This is a genomic window from Eubacterium sp. BIOML-A2, from assembly GCF_009680135.1.
In the GTDB taxonomy this organism is placed as follows: Bacteria; Bacillota; Clostridia; order Lachnospirales; family Lachnospiraceae; genus Faecalicatena; species Faecalicatena contortus_B.
On record NZ_WKZK01000011.1, the window covers coordinates 67,483 to 85,912 of the forward strand.

The 18,430-nt window shown below is 49.1% G+C and carries 15 protein-coding genes; 13 read left to right on the plus strand and 2 right to left on the minus strand.

What is annotated here, in order from left to right; all coding sequences use genetic code 11:
• Positions 1 to 26 precede the first annotated feature (26 nt).
• The 6 genes from hisA (at position 27) to GKG43_RS06345 (ending at position 8,428) form a co-directional block, all read left to right on the plus strand.
• Positions 27 to 794 (plus strand): phosphoribosylformimino-5-aminoimidazole carboxamide ribotide isomerase, encoded by a 768-nt coding sequence (hisA, locus tag GKG43_RS06320; protein WP_050640963.1) that lies wholly within the window; start codon positions 27 to 29, stop codon positions 792 to 794.
• A gap of 97 nt (positions 795 to 891) precedes the next feature.
• Complete coding sequence (secA, locus tag GKG43_RS06325) at positions 892 to 3,465, plus strand: preprotein translocase subunit SecA (RefSeq protein WP_050640962.1); 2,574 nt, start codon at positions 892 to 894, stop codon at positions 3,463 to 3,465.
• 128 nt (positions 3,466 to 3,593) lie between these two features.
• Positions 3,594 to 4,695, plus strand: a protein-coding gene (gene prfB / locus GKG43_RS06330; protein ID WP_129878883.1) for a peptide chain release factor 2 whose coding sequence is annotated in 2 segments (ribosomal slippage) — positions 3,594 to 3,668 and positions 3,670 to 4,695 — 1,101 coding nt in all. Because the reading frame shifts where the segments join, the coding sequence is not laid out codon by codon here.
• Positions 4,696 to 4,731: 36 nt separating this feature from the next.
• Positions 4,732 to 5,949, plus strand: a complete 1,218-nt coding sequence (locus GKG43_RS06335) for a homoserine dehydrogenase (protein WP_050640960.1) — start codon at positions 4,732 to 4,734, stop codon at positions 5,947 to 5,949.
• Between the two features lie 33 nt (positions 5,950 to 5,982).
• A complete protein-coding gene (locus GKG43_RS06340; protein ID WP_050640959.1) occupies positions 5,983 to 7,188 on the plus strand; it encodes a cofactor-independent phosphoglycerate mutase in 1,206 nt (401 codons plus the stop codon).
• Between the two features lie 31 nt (positions 7,189 to 7,219).
• Positions 7,220 to 8,428 (plus strand): aspartate kinase, encoded by a 1,209-nt coding sequence (locus GKG43_RS06345; RefSeq protein WP_050640958.1) that lies wholly within the window; start codon positions 7,220 to 7,222, stop codon positions 8,426 to 8,428.
• 592 nt (positions 8,429 to 9,020) lie between these two features.
• On the opposite strand, the gene GKG43_RS06350 is transcribed toward GKG43_RS06345, so the two are convergent.
• Both GKG43_RS06350 and GKG43_RS06355 read right to left on the minus strand, forming a co-directional pair.
• Entirely contained in the window at positions 9,021 to 9,515 is a 495-nt protein-coding gene (locus GKG43_RS06350; RefSeq protein WP_242857579.1) for a helix-turn-helix transcriptional regulator, read from the minus strand.
• Positions 9,516 to 9,520: 5 nt separating this feature from the next.
• Positions 9,521 to 9,967, minus strand: a complete 447-nt coding sequence (locus GKG43_RS06355) for a CYTH domain-containing protein (RefSeq protein WP_055153081.1) — start codon at positions 9,965 to 9,967, stop codon at positions 9,521 to 9,523.
• Between the two features lie 141 nt (positions 9,968 to 10,108).
• On the opposite strand from GKG43_RS06355, the gene GKG43_RS06360 reads away from it, so the two are divergent.
• The 7 genes from GKG43_RS06360 to ytvI all read left to right on the plus strand — a co-directional run bounded on the left by GKG43_RS06360 (position 10,109) and on the right by ytvI (position 18,315).
• Entirely contained in the window at positions 10,109 to 10,657 is a 549-nt protein-coding gene (locus GKG43_RS06360) for a DJ-1 family glyoxalase III (RefSeq protein WP_050640955.1), read from the plus strand.
• Positions 10,658 to 10,884: 227 nt separating this feature from the next.
• Positions 10,885 to 12,171 (plus strand): trigger factor, encoded by a 1,287-nt coding sequence (tig, locus tag GKG43_RS06365; protein WP_129878879.1) that lies wholly within the window; start codon positions 10,885 to 10,887, stop codon positions 12,169 to 12,171.
• A gap of 94 nt (positions 12,172 to 12,265) precedes the next feature.
• On the plus strand, positions 12,266 to 12,847 hold the full coding sequence (clpP, locus tag GKG43_RS06370; protein ID WP_025655644.1) for an ATP-dependent Clp endopeptidase proteolytic subunit ClpP: 582 nt from the start codon (positions 12,266 to 12,268) through the stop codon (positions 12,845 to 12,847).
• Between the two features lie 24 nt (positions 12,848 to 12,871).
• A complete protein-coding gene (clpX, locus tag GKG43_RS06375; protein ID WP_050640953.1) occupies positions 12,872 to 14,143 on the plus strand; it encodes an ATP-dependent Clp protease ATP-binding subunit ClpX in 1,272 nt (423 codons plus the stop codon).
• Between the two features lie 94 nt (positions 14,144 to 14,237).
• Positions 14,238 to 16,589 (plus strand): endopeptidase La, encoded by a 2,352-nt coding sequence (gene lon, locus GKG43_RS06380; RefSeq protein ID WP_050640952.1) that lies wholly within the window; start codon positions 14,238 to 14,240, stop codon positions 16,587 to 16,589.
• A gap of 2 nt (positions 16,590 to 16,591) precedes the next feature.
• Positions 16,592 to 17,194, plus strand: coding sequence for a ribosome biogenesis GTP-binding protein YihA/YsxC (yihA, locus tag GKG43_RS06385; protein ID WP_050640951.1), 603 nt, complete (start codon positions 16,592 to 16,594; stop codon positions 17,192 to 17,194).
• Between the two features lie 2 nt (positions 17,195 to 17,196).
• Complete coding sequence (gene ytvI / locus GKG43_RS06390) at positions 17,197 to 18,315, plus strand: sporulation integral membrane protein YtvI (protein WP_050640950.1); 1,119 nt, start codon at positions 17,197 to 17,199, stop codon at positions 18,313 to 18,315.
• Positions 18,316 to 18,430: the final 115 nt, after the last annotated feature.

Genomic DNA, 18,430 nt, shown 5'->3' on the forward strand with positions numbered 1-18,430 from the left:
ACCCCCTTGAACAAGAAAGGAAGAAGATGAAATTCAGACCATGTATTGACATCCATAACGGAAAGGTGAAACAGATCGTAGGGGGCAGCCTGCGGGACCAGGGGGACCAGGCGGTTACCAATTTTGCTTCGGAGCTGGACGCTGCGTGGTATGCCGGACTTTACCGGCGGGACGGCCTCAAGGGTGGCCACATCATCCTACTGAACCCTGCCGCCTCGGAATATTACGAAGCTACAAAAAAACAGGCTTTGCTCGCTCTCGCAGCATACCCCGGAGGGATGCAGATCGGCGGAGGAATCCATGCAGGTAATGCGGCAGAGTACCTGGAGGCGGGAGCCAGCCATGTAATTGTGACTTCTTACGTCTTTCAGGACGGAGTGTTCCATGAGGAAAATCTGAAACGACTGGTGTCCGCTGTCGGAAGGAAACATATCGTACTGGATCTGAGCTGCAGGAAGAGAGGCGGGGCATATTACATTGTAACAAACCGCTGGCAGACCTTTACCGATGTCCGCCTTACACCTGAGGTACTGGACAAGCTTTCTGCATCCTGTGATGAATTCCTTGTACACGGTGTCGATGTGGAGGGAAAATCCTCCGGTGTGGAGACGGAGCTTGTACGTATGTTAAGTGGGTGGAATAAAATGCCCGTCACATATGCAGGCGGTATTGGCAGCATGGAAGATCTGGATACCTTTGCTTCCGTGAGCGGGAAAAAACTGGATTTTACAATTGGCAGTGCGCTGGATTTATTCGGAGGAAACATTCCCTATGAGATTATTGCAAAGCTGTAAATGAATTATTAACAAGTAATGAATTTGTTGAATTCACTGGAAGATAGTGTTAGAATGGAGCGTAGAGTAAATTTAGACAAGGAGTAAATTACAGATTATGGGTTTTATAGAGAAGATTTTCGGAACACACAGCGAAAATGAATTAAAGCGTATTTACCCAATCGTGGATCGGATCGATTCGTTGGAACCAGAGTTTCAGGCTCTTTCCGACGCAGAATTAAAGGACAAGACAAGAGAATTCAAAAGACGCCTTGCCGATGGGGAGACCCTGGATGATATCCTTCCCGAGGCATATGCAACCGTTCGGGAAGCGGCAAAGAGAAGTCTGGGAATGCGCCATTACCGCGTCCAGCTGATCGGCGGAATTATCCTTCATCAGGGGCGTATCTCGGAGATGAAGACCGGTGAAGGTAAGACCCTGGTTTCTACACTTCCTGCATATCTGAACGCGCTGGAAGGAAAGGGCGTGCAGATCGTAACAGTCAATGACTATCTTGCAAAGCGTGATGCCGAGTGGATGGGAAAGGTTCATGAATTTCTGGGACTGACCGTGGGGGTAGTCCTGAACTCCATGGATAATGATGAGCGCCGTGCGGCATATAAATGTGACATCACATATGTTACCAATAACGAGCTGGGCTTTGATTATCTGAGGGATAACATGGTCATTTATAAGGAGCAGCTTGTACAGAGAGGGCTGAACTACGCCATCATCGATGAGGTCGATTCTGTTTTGATCGACGAGGCCAGAACTCCTTTGATTATTTCCGGTCAGAGCGACAAGTCCACAAAGCTGTACGAGGCATGTGATATACTGGCACGCCAGCTGGAACGGGGCGAGGCCAGCGGCGAATTCTCCAAGATGAATGCCATTATGGGAGAAGATATCGAGGAGACGGGAGACTTTATCGTCAATGAGAAGGAAAAAGCAGTCAACCTGACAGAGGACGGTGTGAAGAAGGTAGAGAAGTTCTTCCATATCGAAAACCTGGCGGATGCCGACAACCTGGAGATCCAGCACAATATCATTCTGGCTCTGCGCGCCCACAACCTGATGTTCCGCGATCAGGATTATGTAGTGACTCCGGAGGGGGAGGTCGTGATCGTTGATGAATTTACCGGACGTATCATGCCGGGACGACGCTATTCGGACGGCCTGCATCAGGCAATTGAGGCGAAGGAGCACGTAAAGGTAAGGCGTGAGAGTAAGACACTTGCGACTATAACATTCCAGAACCTGTTTAATAAATACGAAAAAAAGAGCGGTATGACAGGTACGGCCCTCACTGAGGAAAAAGAGTTCCGTGACATTTACGGCATGGACGTGATCGAGATACCGACCAATGAGCCGGTACAGAGAGTGGATCTGGAGGACGCGGTTTATAAGACTCAAAAAGAAAAGTTCAAAGCGGTTGTGGAAGAAGTCGAGAAAGCTCACGCGAAGGGGCAGCCGGTACTGGTCGGCACTATTACCATCGAGATCTCCGAGCTGCTGAGTAAGATGCTGAAAAAAGCGGGGATCCCGCATAAAGTCCTGAATGCCAAATATCATGAAATGGAGGCCGAGATCGTAGCGGATGCCGGTATGCACGGCGCGGTAACGATCGCCACAAACATGGCGGGCCGTGGTACAGATATTAAGCTGGATGATGAGGCAAAGGCCGCGGGCGGACTGAAGATCATCGGTACGGAGCGCCACGAGTCCAGACGAATTGACAACCAGCTGCGCGGGCGTTCCGGACGTCAGGGAGACCCGGGGGAATCCCGTTTCTACATTTCCCTGGAAGACGACCTGATGCGTCTGTTCGGTTCCGAAAAGCTGATGAGCGTGTTCAGCACACTTGGAGTAGAGGATGGAGAGCAGATCGAACACAAGATGCTTTCCAGTGCGATTGAGAAGGCGCAGAAGAAGATCGAGAGCAACAACTTTGGTATTCGTAAGAATCTGCTGGAATATGATCAGGTCATGAACGAGCAGAGAGAGATTATTTACAGCGAGAGACGCCGTGTGCTGGACGGCGAGAGCATGCGGGATACGATTTACAGCATGATCACGGAATACGTGGAGAATACAGTGGACCGTTTCGTGTCATCGGAAGTAGATGCAGAAGAGTGGGATCTTACTGGCCTGGATGTGACTCTGCACGCGGTCATCCCACAGCTGAAGCTGCCTTCTGTGAAAGAGGCGCAGGAAATGCAGCAGAAGGAGTTGAAACACCTTCTGAAGGAACGCGCCGTAAAAGCTTACGAGGCAAAAGAGGCGGAATTCCCGGAAGCAGAGCATTTGCGTGAGGTAGAGCGCGTCGTACTGCTGAAAGTCATTGACGGCAGATGGATGGATCATATCGACGATATGGACCAGCTTCGTCAGGGAATCGGGCTTCAGGCGTACGGTCAGAGAGACCCGCTTGTTGAGTACAAGATGATGGGATATGATATGTTCGGCGAGATGACCAACTCCATCGCTGAGACAACCATCCGCACCCTGTTCCACCTCCGTATTGAACAGAAGGTGGAAAGAGAACAGGTAGCAAAGGTCACCAGTACCAATAAGGACGAGAGCGGGGTCCGCGCTCCTAAAAAACGGGAGGAAAAGAAGGTCTATCCAAATGACCCGTGCCCGTGCGGAAGCGGCAAGAAGTACAAACAGTGCTGCGGAAGAAGATCATAAAAATCAGTAATACTTCAGACAGGCCTGAACTGTTACAAAAATAAACAAAAGTGCAGAATAAATGACTGCACTGTATATGAGAATCTGTCGTGGCAGATTCTCATTTAAATGAGAAAGAGGTGAATAAGGTGGTTTTGTTAGACGAATTAAAAGCAAAACTGATTGCATACGAAGAACCGCTGAAAGATCTGAGGGATTCACTTTGACTTAGCGTCAAAGAAGGAGCGGATTGAAGAGTTAGAAAGAAAGATAGAAGAACCCGGTTTCTGGGATGAGCCGGAAAAGTCGCGGCATACGATGCAGCATCTCAAGGCTCTCCAGGAGTCTGTCAAGCAGATTGAGCAGCTTTACGGAGACCATGAGGATATCGGTCTACTGATCGAGATGAGCGAGGAAGATCCGGACGAGGAGACCATAAAGGGGATTGAGGAAGAACTGGCCCGTTTCGAAGAAGAATTTGAGGCGCTGCGGATTCAGACACTACTGACAGGGGAATACGACAGCAGTAATGCGATTGTTACCCTGCATGCCGGTGCGGGCGGAACGGAATCCTGCGACTGGGCCAGCATGCTGTACCGGATGTACAGCCGTTGGGCAGAGAAAAAGGGGTTTTCACTGGAAGTGCTGGATTATCTGGACGGTGATGTAGCCGGGATAAAGGGCGTAACTTTTGAGGTGGAAGGAGAGAACGCATACGGATATCTGCGCTCCGAAAAGGGCGTACACCGTCTGGTCAGAATCTCTCCGTTTAATGCTGCCGGTAAACGGCAGACATCGTTCGCATCCTGCGATGTGATCCCGGATATTGAGGATGACATTGACATTGAGATCAATGAGGAAGACCTGAGGATCGATACGTACCGTTCCGGCGGTGCAGGGGGGCAGCACGTCAATAAGACATCTTCTGCTGTCCGCATCACGCATCAGCCTACCGGGATTGTTGTTCAGTGCCAGAACGAGCGTTCCCAGCATATGAACAAGGACAAGGCAATGCAGATGCTCAAGGCAAAGCTGTATCTGCTCAAGCAGCAGGAGCAGGCGGATAAAGTGTCCGGAATCCGGGGCGAAGTCAAAGAGATCGGCTTCGGAAGCCAGATCAGGTCTTATGTCATGCAGCCTTATACGATGGTGAAGGACCATCGTACGAATATGGAAATCAGTAATGTGAACGGTGTCATGGATGGCAATCTCGACCCGTTTATTAACGCATATCTGAGTAGGAAACCATAGCAAAAGGAAAAGGGAAAAAGGAAAAAGGAGGAAAACATGGTAAATATAGCGGTAATGGGATACGGTACAGTAGGTTCGGGAGTCGTAGAGGTCATCAATACAAACGGGAAGCGGATCAATCAGAGAGTCGGTGATGAGATCAACATCAAATATGTCCTGGACCTCAGAGATTTTCCGGGAGATCCGATTCAGGAAAAACTGGTTCACGATTTTGACGTAATCGTAAATGATCCTGACGTGCAGATCGTGGTGGAGGTTATGGGCGGTATTGAGCCGGCTTATACTTTCGTCAAGCGCTGCCTGCAGGCTGGGAAAAGTGTAGCGACCTCTAACAAGGCTCTGGTGGCAAAGCATGGGGCAGAACTTCTCTCCATTGCAAGAGACAACAATATTAACTTTTTGTTTGAAGCCAGCGTCGGAGGAGGCATCCCGATTATCCGTCCCCTGAATTCATCCATGACGGCCGATGAGATCGAAGAGATCACAGGAATCCTCAACGGAACAACCAACTATATGCTGAGCAAAATGTTCTATGAGGGAGCTGATTACGATGAAGTTCTGAAAGAAGCCCAGGCAAACGGGTATGCGGAGCGCAACCCGGAGGCGGATGTGGAAGGCTACGATGCCTGCAGGAAAATTGCGATCCTGTCCTCCCTGATTTCAGGGCAGCAGGTAGATTTTGAAGATATCTATACCGAAGGGATTACCAATATCACAAAAGAAGATATGATGTATGCAAAAGCACTCGGTATGACCATAAAGCTTCTCGCTTCCAGCAAAAGAGACGGCGATAATCTGCATGCGATTGTTGCTCCTTACATGCTCCACAAGGAGCACCCGCTCTATAATGTAAATGATGTGTTCAATGCCATATTTGTCCATGGCAATGTGCTTGGCGACGCCATGTTCTATGGCAGCGGAGCAGGAAAACTGCCGACGGCCAGTGCGGTTGTTTCCGATGTGGTGGATGAGGCGAAGCATCTGAACCGAAATATCATGACCATGTGGAAGAGTGAAAAGTTAAGCCTTCAGCCGATCTCGGCAACCAGTAAAAAGTATTTTGTAAGAATCCAGGGGGATGCCGATGCAATGAAGGCGCATCTGGAGAGCAAGTTCGGTCCAATCGAAATTGTGAAGGCAGAAGGCCTGAAAAACGAATTCGGTTTCGTTACAGGTGTGATGACAGAAGGTACTTATGAAGAAAATGCGAAAGAATTTCCAAGCATTCTGCATATGATACGTGTAGAAGGTTAAGATAAAGACCTGAAAATAAACTGGAGGCATAACATGAAATATGTAATTGTACTGTGTGACGGAGCAGCAGATGAACCGCTGGAGGATCTGGACGGCAGAACTCCGCTGCAGGCGGCTGCGACTCCCAACACAGATAAACTGGCGCCAAAATCAGAGATAGGCATGGTTCGTACCGTGCCTGCAGGGATGGCGCCCGGGAGCGATACGGCGAACCTGTCTGTGATCGGATATGACCCAAAAGAATATTATACCGGAAGATCCCCGCTGGAAGCGTTGAGTATCGGAGTGGATATGGAACCGTCTGACGTTGCTTTCCGCTGCAATATTGTGACATTGACGGAGGAGCAGGACCGTTATGAAGACAGAGTAATTGTGGATCACAGCTCCGATGAAATCAGCACGGAGGACGCGGCCGTACTCGTAGAGGCACTGAAGGAAGGACTGGAGCGGGAAGGCTACGAGTTCTATGTGGGAACCAGCTACAGACACCTTCTGATTCAGAAAGAGGGCAGAGTAGTGGATCTGACTGCACCCCATGATATTCTGACCAGGAGAATCGGGGACTATCTGCCCGCCGATCCTGTCCTGCGGGAAATGATGGAAAAAAGTTATGACATACTGTCCGTCCATCCGCTGAATGTGGAGAGAAAGAGGCAGGGGAAGAACCCGGCCAATTCCGCTTGGTTCTGGGGAGCAGGCACAAGGCCAATGCTGACTTCCTTTGAGGAAAAGTTCGGAAAGAAAGGCGCCATGATCTCAGCGGTGGATCTGCTGAAAGGCATTGCGGCAGGAGCCGGAATGCACAATATTTCAGTGGAGGGAGCCAATGGCGGTTTACATACCAATTATGCCGGTAAAGCAAAGGCAGCTGTGGAAGCTTTGACACAGGAGGGGTATGATTTTGCTTACATCCATGTGGAGGCTCCGGATGAGATGGGGCATCAGGGCAGTTATAAAAATAAAATTACGGCCATTGAGAATATCGATGCCCATATCATCGGCCCGGCGGCGGAGATGCTGGAAGCGGCAGGGGAAGAGTTCCGCATGCTGATACTTCCGGATCATCCGACACCGGTGAGCGTGCGCACTCATACAGGAGATCCAGTGCCATACCTGCTATTTGACAGCAGAAATGCGGTGCAGGGCCTGGCTTCCTACGACGAAGAAAGTGCTCGTAGCAGCGGAATAACTGAAGAAGTGGGACACACGTTGATTTCCCATCTTTTTGAGCAGAAATAATGCGCAGCCGGTCAGAAACCAGGAGGACAACATGCTGATAGTTAAAAAATTTGGGGGAAGTTCAGTTGCGGACAGGGAATGCATTTTCCGCGTGGCTGAGCGCTGTATTGAAGAATACAGAAAAGGAAACGACGTGATCGTTGTCTTGTCTGCAATGGGGGACACAACGGATGAACTCATAGAAAAAGCAAAGTTAATCACTGCAGAACCGTCGAAAAGAGAGATGGATATGCTGCTTACAACGGGAGAGCAGGTCTCAGCGTCTCTACTGGCCATGGCCGTCAACTCGCTGGGAGTGCCGGCCGTCTCACTGAATGCATTCCAAGTACGGATGCACTGCACATCTGCTTACGGCAATGCCAGGTTTAAACGGGTAGAATCCGAAAGAATACGCCACGAACTGGATTCCAGAAAAATAGTGGTTGTCACAGGCTTTCAGGGCGTGAATAAATACGAGGATTATGCAACACTTGGCAGAGGCGGTTCAGACACCACCGCGGTAGCCATTGCGGCTGCACTTCACGCGGATGCCTGCGAGATCTATACGGATGTGGACGGCGTATACACTGCCGATCCGCGGATCGTGCCGAATGCGAGGAAACTGGATGCCATCAGTTATGATGAGATGCTGGAGCTCGCGTCACTGGGGGCGAGAGTGCTCCACAACCGTTCCGTGGAGATGGCCAAAAAATACGGTGTACAGCTGGTCGTACGTTCCAGTCTGAACAGAAATGAAGGAACGGTAGTCAAGGAGGTAGTGAAATTGGAGAAAATGTTAATCAGCGGAGTTGCTTCCGACAAAAATACATCCAGAGTTTCCGTGATCGGTGTAGACGATAAGCCCGGCGTGGCATTTAAAATATTCAACACACTGGCAAGGAAGGGGATCAATGTGGATATCATCCTTCAGTCTGTAGGACGTGAGGGGACAAAAGACATCTCCTTTACCGTTGCACAGGACGACCTGGAAGAAACGCTTAGTATCTTGAGTGACAATAAAGAAGAGTTGACGATCCAGGCCATCGAACACAAAGACAACGTGGCCAAAATCTCCATCGTCGGTGCGGGCATGATGAGCAACCCGGGTGTGGCAGCAAAAATGTTCGAGGCGCTGTTCAACGCAGGTGTAAATATCAACATGATATCCACGTCCGAAGTGCGGATCACTGTGCTGATCGAAGAAAACGACGTAGAAAGAGCCATGATAGCAGTACACGACAGATTCGGACTGGCGGAGTAAGATCGAAAGGGGCGCTTTCCTGACCAGGAAGAAGTCCGGCCCGTGTGTGTGCGGTGCTGTGCGGGAGGACTTCTTCCTGGTCAGGAAAGCTGGGCGCATCAAAGGGGAGGTTCGAATGGGGGCCTTTTTGGGAGAGGCGTATGGGACTGGGATTGTGTAGTGGATATGGCTGGAGTAAGAGCAGAATGTCAAGTCGTTTAGGATACGATTGCAGGACTTTCCATTATCTCCGATGGGCTGCCCTTACCGCGCCGCCGTTTCACATCCGCAGCTCCCGTCCTGAAGTCCCTCTCGGGGAATAGAGTTGTACTGATATGATGAACCAGCCGGAGGAGATGGGAATATGGCCTGGCTGAGGGCATATAGGCGGCGGTTAGCGCCCCTTCATCAAAAAGAGCATTGAAATATGGACCGCCTGCAGGGCCACAAGCCCTGCAGGCGAGCTGACCTGCAGTGTGAATGCATCGGCATTCACGCGAATGTCAGCGGTGTCCAATATTTCAATGCTCTTTTTGATTAGGGGCGCTTACCGCCGCCGGCAGCCCTCAGCCAGGCCATATTCCCATCTCCTCCGGCGTCCGCGTACCCTCCACTATTCAGCAAGCAGCCTTTTGATTACAGCTTTTACGTCTTCACCTGCATTCCGGACGCCCAGGACAATTGCGACCTCTTCTTCTGAAAGATATATGGTGTTACCAGTCAGGAGTTCTATTCCTGGTTGAAACGGTCCTTTATCTTCATGGATTATGCCGTCTGCCCTGTAGGGATGTTTAATCAGATCGTCCAGTGTGATGTTATAAATCTGTGCGATTTTAAGGAGCAGATCTAAATCCGGCGTTCTTTTGCCGGTTTCATAATTTGAATATGCCTGCCGGGAGATGTTCAGCATTTTACCAAGTTCTTTTTGAGTCAATTTGCGGGCCGTTCTGTAACGCTTCAAGTTTTTAACCAGTTGTATATTGGCCAATGCGACACCTCCATTCACAGGGAAATTGAAATCTTCATAAATTATAGCAATTTTTCCTGCAAATAGATATTGTTGCCACGAAACGTATATTTGATGTGAAAAGCAACTTTTCGTTGCCACCTGTTTTATCTGCTTAATGTGCTGTTGTGGTATCTGGAGGAGAAGGTGACATCCTCGCCGAACCAGGATGGCGCCTGAAAGGAGACGGCGGTTTCCTTATCCGGAAATTCAACTTCAGCCAGAATCAGCGGCGCCAGATCGCCGTGAAAAAGATCCAGCTCAATGGTAAGTCCGTTGTCCAGCGGCAGCATATAGCGTGTCTTTTGGATCAGCCGTCCGTCTATTTTGGCCTTCAGGTGCTGATAGGCCTCTGAGGTCAGGGGGAGGTTGTATTCCTCGCGTACCATCAGCCCTTTTGATTTATAGGTGAGTACATATTCTTCGTTGTCTCTCCGGATGCGCACCACGGGTTCTGTGCAGAGATAGCCCTGCTCGATCTGCCGGCTTGGATATTCTTCCAGGCGGCAGGGAATGTTGTCTTTATCGATCAAATATTTGCGTTCGATTTCCATAAAGTGCTCCTTATCATTTTTTTATTATCATAATACTGCGCGTATAAATTGTAAACCATTGCATTTCCTGACTTCATTTGATACACTGAAATTGTGCTGAAAATGCAGACAGTAAAGCGTAATTTGAAGGAGGAATCAGTGATGAAGGATGTGAAAGTATTTCTGGCGGACGGCTTTGAAGAAATCGAGGGACTCACCGTTGTGGATCTGCTCCGGAGGGCGGGGGCTGCCGTCGAAACAGTATCCGTAACCGGACGCTCTGTGATCAGCGGCGCCCACGGAATCAAGGTGGAAGCGGATACGCTGTTTGAGGAGGCAGACTTCGCCGGGACAGATATGCTGGTACTGCCGGGAGGCATGCCGGGGACAGTGCATCTCCAGGAACATCCGGGGCTGAATGGGCTTTTAAAGGACTTTTACGGCAGAGAAAAATATATTGCGGCAATCTGTGCGGCGCCGAGTATTTTGGGAGGACTTGGATTTCTGAAAGGACGCAGGGCATGTTCCTACCCCTCAAAAGAGAAGGAACTGACCGGCGCGGAAGTGGTACGGACGCCTGTGGCAGTGGATGGAAACATCATAACAAGCCGTGGAATGGGTACTGCAATTTCATTTTCTCTGGAATTGATTTCCATACTGTACGGGGCTGAAAAGTCAGACGAAGTCAGAGCGTCAATCATATTTGGATAAAAAGTGTCCGAAAGGCTTAAAAAACCCCTAAAAATAAGGAATAACGAGTAAAAAGTACTGGAAATTTACTGACGAATGTGCTATACTCCTTTAATGACTGTGAATGTATATTATCAGGTACGGAACCGTGACTGTGCACGTCCGAAGGGTGTGAACCGAAAGGCGGAACCGCCTGACTGATACAAAACTGCATGACGAATGGTACGAATCAAGGAGGAAGATAAAAAATGAGTTTACAGGTAGAAAAGTTAGAACATAATATGGCGAAACTTACAATCGAAGTTCCGGCCGAGGAAGTGGAGCAGGCTCTCCAGGCATCATACTTAAAACAGCGCAATCAGATCAGCATGCCTGGTTTCCGCAAAGGAAAAGTGCCGAGACAGATGGTTGAGAAGATGTACGGACCGGAAGTGTTCTATGATGATGCGGCAAACAAGCTGGTTCAGGAAGCCTACGCAAAAGCTTTTGATGAGTGCGAGCTGGAGCTTGTGACACCACCGGAGATCGATGTTGTACAGCTGGAAAAGGGAAAGCCATTTATCTTTACTGCAGAAGTAGCAGTAAAGCCGGAAGTGACCCTTGGCGAATATAAAGGATTAAAGGTAGATAAGATATCTACCAGGGTTACCGCAAAAGAGATCGATGAAGAGATCGACAAAGAGCGCGAGCGCAATGCGAGAACAGTTGATGTGACAGACCGCGCAGTGGAAGATAACGACCAGATCACTCTGGATTTTGAAGGATTTGTTGACGGAGTGGCATTCCCAGGTGGAAAGGCACAGGATTATCCGCTGGTAATCGGATCCGGATCTTTTATCCCGGGATTCGAGGAACAGTTGATCGGCGCTGAGATCGGCAAAGAGATGGAAGTCAATGTGACATTCCCGGAGGAATATCAGTCAGCAGAACTTGCCGGAAAAGATGCTGTATTTAAATGTACAGTACATGCAATCAAGGCAAAGGAACTTCCGGAACTGGACGATGAGTTTGCTTCTGAAGTATCCGAGTGTGAGACGCTGGAGGACTATAAGGCAGAAGTAAAGAAAAAGATCAAAGAGCGCAAAGAGCGCGTAGGAAAAGAAAAGAAAGAGAATCAAGTCATTGATATGGCTGCAGAGAATGCGCAGGTAGACATTCCGGAAGCGATGATCCAGTTGAAGATGAGAGAGATCCTGGGAGAATTAGAACAGCGCATACAGCAGCAGGGCCTGAGCATGGAGCAGTACCTTCAGTTTACAGGTGTGTCAAAAGAGGGGATGCTTGCGGAATTAAGGCCGGAGGCAGAGAAACGCATTAAGACGAAACTGGTTATGGAAGCAATCGTAGAAGCTGAGAATCTTGAAACATCCGAGGAACGTCTGCAGGAAGAACTGCAGAAGATGGCGGATGCTTATGAGATGGAAGTTGAGAAACTCAGAGGATTCATGGGAGAGAACGAAAAGAAGCAGATGGAGGATGGCCTTGCCGTACAGGAAGCCATTAAACTGCTGGTAGCTTCTGCTGTGGAAGAGTAAATCAATGGGCTTTATGGCTGAGCAGAGATAACCCGGTGACTTGCCCGGTACAATCCGGGCAGTCCGTATTCAATAATTATTAGGAGGGACATCAATGAGTTTAGTACCTTATGTCATTGAGCAGACGAGCCGTGGAGAACGTTCCTACGACATATACTCAAGATTATTAAAAGAAAGAATCATTTTCCTTGGAGAAGAGGTAAATGATGTGTCGGCAAGCGTAATTGTTGCAGAGCTTCTCTTTTTGGAAGCGGAGGACCCGGATAAGGATATCCAGCTGTACATCAACAGCCCTGGCGGTTCTGTAACCTCAGGAATGGCAATCTACGACACCATGCAGTACATCAAGTGCGACGTTTCTACCGTGTGTATCGGTATGGCGGCAAGCATGGGGGCGTTTTTGCTGTCAGGCGGCAAGAAGGGCAAACGCTTTGCGCTTCCTAACGCCGAGATTATGATTCATCAGCCGTCAGGCGGAGCACAGGGACAGGCGACAGAGATTCAGATCGTAGCAGAGCATATTCTGAAGACACGTCAGAAGTTGAACCAGATACTGGCCGAGAACACCGGACAGAGCCTGGACGTGATCAAGGTCGATACGGAGAGGGACAATTATATGTCGGCTCTGGAGGCTAAGGAGTATGGATTAATAGATGAGGTAATTGCCAGTCATTAAGGGCAATATGAGGTGAAAAGCATTATGGCAGGAAAAGTAAGCGATGATACAGTTAGATGTTCTTTCTGTAATAAGACGCAGGCGCAGGTGCGTAAGCTGATCGCAGGTCCGAACGGGGCATATATCTGTGATGAGTGCATTGACGTGTGTGCCGAGATTATTGAGGAAGAATTCGAATACGATGAGATAAGAGCGTTTGATGATATTAATCTTCTGACGCCGGAGGAGATAAAGGCATTTCTGGACGAGTACGTAATCGGACAGGATGAAGCAAAGAAAGTCCTTTCAGTAGCTGTATATAATCATTACAAGCGGATTATGGCAGAGCAGGATTTAGGAGTGGAGCTGCAAAAGAGTAATATACTGATGCTTGGGCCGACTGGCTGCGGGAAAACGCTGCTTGCCCAGACTCTTGCGAAGATTCTGAATGTACCATTTGCTATTGCGGATGCCACGGCATTGACTGAGGCCGGTTATGTGGGAGAGGATGTTGAGAATATCCTTCTGAAGGTGATTCAGGCTGCAGACGGAGACATTGCCCGCGCAGAGCACGGCATCATCTATATCGATGAGATCGATAAAATTACAAGAAAATCTGAAAATCCGTCCATCACACGCGACGTATCCGGTGAGGGAGTACAGCAGGCACTCTTGAAAATAATTGAGGGTACTGTTGCATCGGTTCCCCCTCAGGGTGGGAGAAAACATCCCCATCAGGAATTGATTCAGATAGACACGACTAACATCCTGTTTATCTGCGGCGGAGCTTTTGAGGGGATCGATAAGATGATCGAGACCCGTATCGATAAGAAGTCGATTGGATTCAATGCGGAGATTGCATCCAAGCATGAATACAATGTGGATGTGCTGCTGCATCAGGTATTGCCGCAGGATCTGGTAAAGTTTGGCCTTATACCGGAGCTTGTCGGACGTCTGCCTGTGACGGTGACTTTGGATATGCTGGATGAAGAGGCCCTGATCCGGATACTGACAGAGCCGAAGAGTGCAATTGTGAAGCAGTATCAGAAGCTGCTGGAATTAGACGGCGTTAGGCTTGACTTTGATGAGGATGCTCTCTACGCAATCGCAGAGACATCTTTTGCAAGAAAGACGGGAGCCAGAGGCCTTAGGGCGATCATGGAAGATATTATGATGGACACCATGTTTAAGGTGCCGTCTGATGATACGATCAAAGGATGCCGTATCACAAAAGAAGTGGTGAAAGGGACGGGAAAACCATTGTATGAATGCGATGGAGAAGAACGCAGATCGTTCCTGGCATCGGAGAGTGCATAAGAAAGACAGGCGGGTGCAGTGGTATACCATGTATCCGCCTTTTCACATGCACATAAGAAGCCGATAAGGCAGTATTGTGGGTGGAGGAGATAATATGAAAAGTGAAAAACAGAGCCTTCCGATGGTTGCGCTGCGTGGTATGACTATCATGCCGGAGATGGTGGTGCATTTTGATGTAAGCCGCCAGCGTTCAATAGCGGCGATCCAGGAGGCTATGGTAGAAGATCAGAAGATTTTCATGATAACACAGAAAGATCTGGAAACTGAAAATCCAAAGCAGGAGGATCTTTATGAAGTAGGAACCGTAGGAACGATCAAACAAATTATTAAGCTGCCGAAGCATATCATGCGGGTACTCGTTTCCGGGGAGACGAGAGGCGTCCTGCAGAAGATCGAATACGAGGATCCCTATCTGCGCGCGGAAGTGGATGTTATGGACGAATCCGATGTGCTGATTAGGGATGATTTGAATGCACAGGCCATGGAGCGCGGCCTTAAAGATATGTTTGTGGACTTTGCTGCAAAGAGCGGGAAGATGTCCAAAGAATCAGTGGCACAGGTTCTGGAGATCAAGGGGCTGAAAAAGCTGGTCGATGAGATCGCGGCCAATACTCCGCTGTTCTATACAGATCTTCAGGAGATTCTGAATGAAACCGATTTTTGGAAGCGTTACGAGGCGCTGGCCTTTAAACTGGTGAATGAAATACAGATCATGAACCTTAAAGAAGAGATCCAGATGAAAGTAAAGGAGCGGGTGGATAAACACCAAAGGGAATATATTCTCCGGGAACAGTTAAAACTAATCCGGGAGGAACTGGGGGACGATACAACCCTCACGGATGCAGAGGAGTTTGAAAAAGCGGCGAAGGGACTGAAGGCTCCCAAGGAAGTGAAAGAGAAGCTGGCGAAGGAAATCAGCCGTTTTAAAAGTTCCCTGAACAGTCCTGCAGAAAGCGGCGTTATCAGGACCTACATCGAGACGCTGCTGGAAATGCCGTGGAATAAGTCGGTAAAAGACAGCGGAGATATCGTATTCGCCCGGAAAGTGCTGGATGAGGATCATTATGGTCTGGAGCAGGTGAAGGAGAGAGTGCTGGAATTTCTTGCAGTGCGCTCCCTGACTAAAAAGGGAGAAAGCCCGATTCTGTGTCTGGTGGGCCCCCCGGGAACCGGTAAGACCTCGATTGCAAAGTCCCTTGCAAGAGCGCTGAAAAAGCCTTATGTCAGAATTTCCCTGGGCGGTGTGCGGGATGAGGCCGAGATCCGCGGTCATAGAAAGACATATGTGGGAGCCATGCCCGGCAGAATCGCGAATGGGATGAAGACTGCGGGCGTGAAAAATCCGGTTATGCTGCTTGACGAGATCGACAAGGTAAGCACCGATTATAAGGGGGATACATTTTCCGCTCTCTTGGAAGTACTGGACAGCGAGCAGAACAGCAAGTTCAGGGACCATTATCTGGAGGTGCCGATGGATCTGTCAGAAGTGCTGTTTGTTACGACGGCAAATACGCTGCAGACCATACCAAGGCCGCTTCTGGACCGTATGGAAGTGATTGAAGTGAGCAGCTACACGGAGAATGAAAAGCTCCACATTGCCATAGAGCATCTGATTCCAAAACAGCTGGAGAAACACGGATTAAAAGAGGAGCAGCTGACTTTCAGTAAGCATGCGATCTGGAAGATGGCACGCAACTATACGAAGGAAGCCGGTGTCAGACAGCTGGAGAGGGAGATCGGGAATATCTGCAGAAAGGCTGCCAAGGAAATACTGACAGTAAACAAGAATAAGATCACGATAACAGAGAAGAATATTCATAAATATCTCGGAAAAGAAAAATATACGTATCAGATGGCAAATGCTTCGGACGAGATCGGTATTGTACGCGGCCTGGCCTGGACAAGTGTGGGCGGAGACACGCTTCAGATTGAAGTGAACGTCATGCCCGGAAATGGCGAGATTATGCTGACAGGGCAACTGGGTGATGTGATGAAGGAATCGGCGCGAACAGGAATCAGCTATATTCGTTCCATCAGCAGGCGGTATCAGATTGCAGAGGATTTCTTCGAAAAGCACGATATCCATGTACACATTCCGGAGGGGGCGGTTCCCAAAGACGGCCCTTCCGCAGGAATTACTATGGCAACGGCTATGCTTTCTGCCATTACGGAACAGAAAGTCCGCGCAGATCTGGCCATGACCGGGGAAGTGACACTGCGCGGCCGGGTGCTCCCGATAGGGGGACTGAAGGAGAAACTGCTTGCGGCGAAAAACGCCGGGATCAAGACGGTGCTGATTCCAAAAGAAAATAAAATAGATGTGGATGGTCTTTCCACCGAGATCACGAAGGGCCTGGAAATCCTGCCCGTTGAAAGTATGGATGAGGTACTGAAGGCGGCCCTGACCGGGGAGACGAGCGGGGATAAGCCGCAGACAGGAGAATAAAAATGGTAATCAAAAGCATTAATTTGGAGACAGTCTGCGGGATCACAAGCGTGCTTCCGGACAATGACAAGCCGGAGATCGCGTTCGCAGGGAAATCTAATGTAGGGAAATCTTCGCTGATCAATGCGCTGATGAACCGGAAATCCTATGCGAGAATATCCGCTACACCGGGGAAAACACAGACGATTAATTTTTATAATATCAACGAAGAGATGTATCTTGTAGACCTGCCGGGCTATGGTTACGCAAAAGTCTCAGAAAAGGAAAAGGTACAGTGGGGAAAGCTGATCGAGCGTTATCTGAATGGATCCACCCAGCTGAAGGCTATTTTTCTGCTGATCGATATCCGGCATGAGCCTTCTGCTAACGATAAGATGATGTACAGCTGGATCGTGGAACAGGGATTCCAGCCGATCATCATTGCCACAAAGCTGGATAAACTAAAGAGAAGCCAGATTCAGAAGCATGTGAAAATGGTGAGAGAGGGCCTTGATCTGGTTCCAGGGACGAAGATTATACCGTTCTCCTCAACCACAAAACAGGGCAGAGATGAGATTTGGGAGCTTATAGAAAGCGAGTATTTAGACAGAGCAGAGGTGGAGTAGATATGGAGAACAGACGGCCGTACTGGCAGGTCGCTGTAAGCCTTGTTTTTAGTCTTGCGGCGACAGCGGCTTTTGTGTTTATTGGAATAAAATCAATCGGATTTTTTATGCCGTTTGTCATTGGCTGGATCATATCGGCGATTGCCACGCCCGTAGTGAACTGGCTGGAGAAAAGACTGAAGATTGTGAAAAAACTGGGTTCGGCCCTGATTGTAATCGTAGTGCTGGCATTGATCGTACTGCTTATTTACTTTGCCGTCAGTAAAGTATCTGCGGAGATCGGGGATCTGATTAAAAATTTTCCGGATCTTTACGCCCAGCTGGAGGAAGGCCTCCGCGAGATTGGGAGCACACTGTCGGGAGTATTCTCGAAGCTTCCTGCGGGGATACAAAACGGCTGGAATGCTGTTGTTGCAAATCTGGATCAGTCGATGGGTGAGCTGGTGACTAAGATCAGCCAGCCGACGGTAACTGCAGCGGGCAACTTTGCAAAGAGTCTGCCGTCCTATCTGATAGCCTTTATTGTGGCGATGATGTCGGCCTATTTTTTCACGGTTCAGAGAGAAGAAGTGATCCTATGGCTGAAAAAAGTTTCCCCTCCATCGGTGGAAAAGCGGATGAGCCTTGTCATGGACAATCTGAAATATGCGGTGGGCGGATATTTCAAGGCGCAGTTCAAGATCATGGGAATCGTATTTCTTATCCTGTTTGCAGGACTGGGGATGTTCGGTGTACATTACGCCATTCTGATTGCGTTTCTAATCGCATTCCTGGACTTCCTGCCCTTTTTTGGTACGGGCACAGCCATGATACCGTGGGCCTTGTATAAGCTCCTAACGGGGGATTACAAGATGACGGTGGCGCTGCTTGTGATCTATGTGATCACCCAGCTGGTGCGCCAGCTTCTGCAGCCGAAACTGGTAGGAGACAGCATGGGACTGAATCCGCTTGTGACGCTGCTGCTGCTCTATATTGGATACAAGGTGAGCAGCGTGCTCGGGCTGATCCTGGCGGTTCCGGTCGGAATGGTACTGATAAACATGTGCCAGGCTGGGGCTTTTGATTATATATTCGATGATGTAAAGATACTCGTGGAGGGGGTTCTGGGGCTGCGGGAGTAGGGGTCCGGGGTTCGGGGTCCGCCTGCCAGCGGTTTTGGTGACCAGTCAGGAGATAGGTAAGTCTTTTGTTTCAGGAGATAGGTAAGTCGATTCAACAGGTGGTAAGTCGAATTGT